The organism is Streptomyces acidicola (assembly GCF_009377235.1).
GTDB classification, from domain to species: Bacteria; Actinomycetota; Actinomycetes; order Streptomycetales; family Streptomycetaceae; genus Streptomyces; species Streptomyces acidicola.
In genome coordinates, this window is the sequence record NZ_VMNX01000430.1 from 1 (window position 1) to 3,928 (window position 3,928).

Annotated in this window: 3 protein-coding genes; 1 reads left to right on the forward strand and 2 read right to left on the reverse strand. The window is 68.8% G+C overall.

Features of this window, described 5'->3' with window-relative positions:
* Window positions 1–98: 98 nt before the first annotated feature.
* Complete coding sequence (locus FPZ41_RS49280; RefSeq protein ID WP_322621553.1) at window positions 99–572, forward strand: hypothetical protein; 474 nt, start codon at window positions 99–101, stop codon at window positions 570–572.
* 16 nt (window positions 573–588) lie between these two features.
* Here FPZ41_RS49280 and FPZ41_RS45400 read toward each other — a convergent pair whose 3' ends face one another.
* Both FPZ41_RS45400 and FPZ41_RS45405 read right to left on the reverse strand, forming a co-directional pair.
* A complete protein-coding gene (locus FPZ41_RS45400) occupies window positions 589–2,685 on the reverse strand; it encodes a tyrosine-type recombinase/integrase (RefSeq protein ID WP_228023447.1) in 2,097 nt (698 codons plus the stop codon).
* Window positions 2,682–3,839 (reverse strand): tyrosine-type recombinase/integrase, encoded by a 1,158-nt coding sequence (locus tag FPZ41_RS45405; RefSeq protein WP_322621554.1) that lies wholly within the window; start codon window positions 3,837–3,839, stop codon window positions 2,682–2,684. Before FPZ41_RS45405 ends, FPZ41_RS45400 begins: the two co-directional genes overlap by 4 nt.
* Between the last annotated feature and the right edge of the window lie 89 nt (window positions 3,840–3,928).

A 3,928-nucleotide genomic window follows, 5' to 3' on the forward strand; every position in this document is an offset into this window, starting at 1 on the left:
ACCGCCGACTGTGTCGGCGTCATCGGGAGGCGCTCGCGGCTGGGCGAGAAGGGCAGACATAGAGTGGGGTGCTCGATGAGCTGGCGAGGGTAGGAGCCGTGGAAATTACCGTCCAGTGGATACGGACGTCCTGGACGAAGCAGTCCCGGGGAGGAGAGGCTGCCACTCGCAGGAACGCGGCCGCGGTCGGCTTCACCGTTCCGCATACGCCCCCTTCGGTCGCGCACGTGGTTCGTATGCATGAGCGGGACGGCTTCGACCCCTATGACAGCCAGGAAGACCTGCGCAAGGTCGACGTCCAACTCCGCGAAGCCGACGGCCGATTGCGAGTACTTCCCCGTGTGCAGCCCCTGTTCGCCGTACCCCCTCGGCCGCGACGGCCTCCGGCCGTGCGCCTTGCCCCCGGTCAATGGGTCCGATGGCAGCTCAACTACCGTTTCAGCAGTGCGGCAGGGATCCGAGGCTGGACGTACTGGCTGGACACTTTCAACATCGCCTACGGTCCCGTGAGCGGCGACGTGTTCTTGTCGACGCCCACTGTGTTCATCGACGAGCGAGGGCCCCTCAGGTAGCCCCTCTGCGGCGTGATCAATCACTGGACTCGTCGGCCTCCGCTTCAGCGTGGGCGGGTTGGCCGAGGTCAGCCAGGAGTCTGCCAATGCGTTCGCTGGTGCAGCGGTGACGTTCGACCTCACGGTCCCAGCCGCGTTCGGCCGCGTCGCGGGCGAGGGTCAGCTCGACCTCGCGTCGAGCCCGCAGTCGTGGTGCGTACTCCGGCGTCGTCACGAACTTCGCGCAGGTCAGGTAGAGGTCGCACTCGCAGGGGCCTTCGACGGGGAGCCGGAGACAGCGGCCGAGTTCGAGTTCGGTCTTGAAGAAGTTCGTCTTCAGCCAGTCGATCGACGCATCCGGCAGCGTGCCGCTGCGCAGTTCATCGGCGGCCGGGCCGGCGATGGTGGCGCCAGGGCCGAGCACGGTCTGGTAGTCGCGCAGGACTTCCTGGTCGCTGATCTGTGCGTAGACGAGTGCCATGTTCACGGAGGTGTGCCCGAGGACCTTCATGATGGTGTGGAGCTTCGCGCCGCGTTCGGCGAGCTGGGTGCCGACGGTGTGCCGGAACCGGTGAGCCGAGACGGTGCCCCGGCCGGTGCCGCCGCGGCCACCAGGACGGACCAGGCCAACGGCCTTGCAGGCAGCCTGAATCGGGGTCTCGAACAGGTAGTACGTCGACAGCAGCTTGCCGTGGCTCATGAACAGGTAGCGGATCTCCTCGCCCGTCCGCTCGTCGGTGAACGGCCGCTCCGGTGCGCTTCTGCGCAGGTCGATGACCTTCTGCAGGGCCTCGGCGGCGTCCTCGTGCAGGGGGACGACGCGCTCCTTGTAGGTCTTGCGGCCGGACAGGCGAAGTCGCGGGGTGCCGTCGGGATAGCGGTCCAGGCAGTCCAGCGGAAGACGCTGGATCTCGGTGCGGCGGGCTCCGGACCAGCGAGCGACCAGCAGGGCGGCCCGCTGGAATGGGCAGGCGATCGCGTCGATGGCGGGCATCAGCCGGTCGAGGTCCTGCTCGGGGATGAACCGCGGCACCTTCTGCGGGTACTTCGGTGCGTCGCCGGCGCCGATGAGGGTGTGACCGGGCACGTCGGCGTACTGCCAGAGCGCGGTGTCGCGGAAGAACTGTGACAGCCCGGAGATCCGCTGGATCCGCGACATGACGCCCAGCGGTTCGCCTGTCTTCTTGGTCGGCGCCTCGGCGATGTGGCTGATCCAGTCCAGGCAGTGCTCGCGTGTGACGTCGGCAAAGGTGGTGATGGCGGGGTGGTGCTCGGCGAGCCACTGGCCGAAGACCCGCACCGCGAGCTCCAGCTTGTCCACCGTCGAGGGCGCGTCGGTCAGCCTGCGGGCGGCCAGCCACTTCTCCGCGGCGGCCAGCATCCGGGGCGGCAGCGCCAGGGGTGGCTTCCACGACGGCATCAGCTTGCGTGGCTGGACGGCGACTTGGCCGCGGTGGAAGAGCACCACCTTCAGCTGGTGCAGGTGCGTGATCCAACACTTCGCCGGTCCCTCGTAGAAGTGCTGGGCCGATGGGTAGAAGGCCGCGAACTCCGGTTCCTCAGGGAAGAGTCGGATCGCTTCCAGGACCTCGGCGATGTGCTCGCCGGTGATGTCGGCGACGTCGGCCAGACCGTTGCGGAGCGCGATCCGGGCCACCGCCCAGTGCATCGCCTGCCTCGCCGCCGGGCCGCTGTAGCCGAGTGCGATCGCCTCCTCGACCAGCGCCGTGGTGCCCAGGTCGATCCCGGCGAGCGCGGCCTGGTCGTGGAGGCGCAGCTGGCCGACGGCGAACATCCACCGGTAGTCGAACGTCGCGTATCCGCGCAGGCCAAGGTAGGTCAAGTAGGGCCGGGCCTTGTGCGAGGCGGGGAACGAGGGGCTGTGGAAGGACTCCCCGGGCAGTCGGCCCACCCGCTCGGCCAGCGGCTCGGCGAACCACGTGGCCAGGTCCGGCCATCGCTCGCGAAAGGCCCGGTAGTAGCGCAGTTTGGCGTTGAGGTAGTGGTGGTTGAAGCCGTCCTGGGCGCGGACGAAGCTCACGTACTCGCGGTCGGCGCAGTGCCGTGGACGCTGTCGGCGGACGGGATCCGGGGTGGCGGCCATGGCCGCGGTGGAGGTGGGGCCGGCCCTCATGGGGTGGCCTCCCGCGGCTTGCCGAGAGCATCCAGAGCCTGGTGGTAGTCGGCGACGACGGCAGGGTCGGAGACCCGGGTGTAAAGACGAGTCGACTCCGGCGAGGCGTGACCGAGTCGCTTCTGCAGCGTCAACTCCCGCATCCCGCCCTCCCACATGCGGGTCGCGTGGGTGTGGCGCAGGGCGTGGGGGGTCACCCAGGGCTCGCGGATGCCGGCGCGGGCGCAGGCCCGGGAGAACATCCGCACCAGCCCGTCGTAGCCGAGCGGTTCCAGCCGTCGGGTGCCGCGGCCTCCGATCAGGAACACCAGTCGGCTGTCGACGTCCTGCGGGCGCTCGTTCATCACGTAGGCGCTGACCGTGGCCAGTGTCTCTGCCTCGTGCAGGTCCACGATCCGCTCTTGGCGGGACTTTGAACGGGCGCCTTTGGGGTGGTCCTCACGGTGCCGAACCACCACACGTCTCCGCCCGTAGGCCAGGTCGTCGAGGTGCAGGCCGAGGACCTCTCCGGGCCGCAGTCCGCCATGGAGCATCAGCAGCACGATCGCCCGGTCGCGCAGCCCTCGAAGCTCTGCGAGCAGCAACTCGATCTGCTCGTCGTCCAGGGGACGGGGCACCCGCTGGACGGTCTTGACGCGTACGGCCCGACGGACAGGGCGTTGTCGGCTGGCTCGGCCCATGAAAGGGCGGTGCCGGTCGGAGACGCGCTGCAACGCGGGGTCCGGGCGCTTCTCGATCGGGTTGGCCTGATCCAGCAGCCCGGCCAGGATCGCGTACTCGTAGAACGAGGAAACCGCGGCCAGGATCCGGTTCACCGTGCTCGCCGCGAGCTTGGTCGCCGGACCGTCGGCATCCATCGTCACCACCGACAGCGTCATCCGACGGCGCGGGCGCCGGGACGGCACCGACCGCAGGTACTCCAGCAGCGCGATCGCGTCCGGCGGACCGAATTGCTCCCAGCTCAGGCCGCGCTTCTCGAAGAACCGCCACAGGTGCCGGAGGTCGTAGGCGTACGACACGAGCGTGTTTGGCGAACAGTCCCGAGCACCGAGGAACCGCAGGAACCCCGCAACGACTTCGACGGGCGCCCCGTCCTCATCGAGCAGCTCGACAATGGTCGAGCCGTCTTCCAGACACCGCTGCTGAACTCGCACGGACACCCCCGCGGCCATCGCATCTGACGGCCTCGACGGCCGCCCCCAACTCCCAACGGAAGCTGAGGTGTCCAGGTAACTAAATACGA

Bases quoted from the DNA above. Each gene is read 5' to 3' on its own strand.
- FPZ41_RS45400 (WP_228023447.1), bottom strand. From the start codon at position 2,685: ATGAGGGCCGGCCCCACCTCCACCGCGGCCATGGCCGCCACCCCGGAT.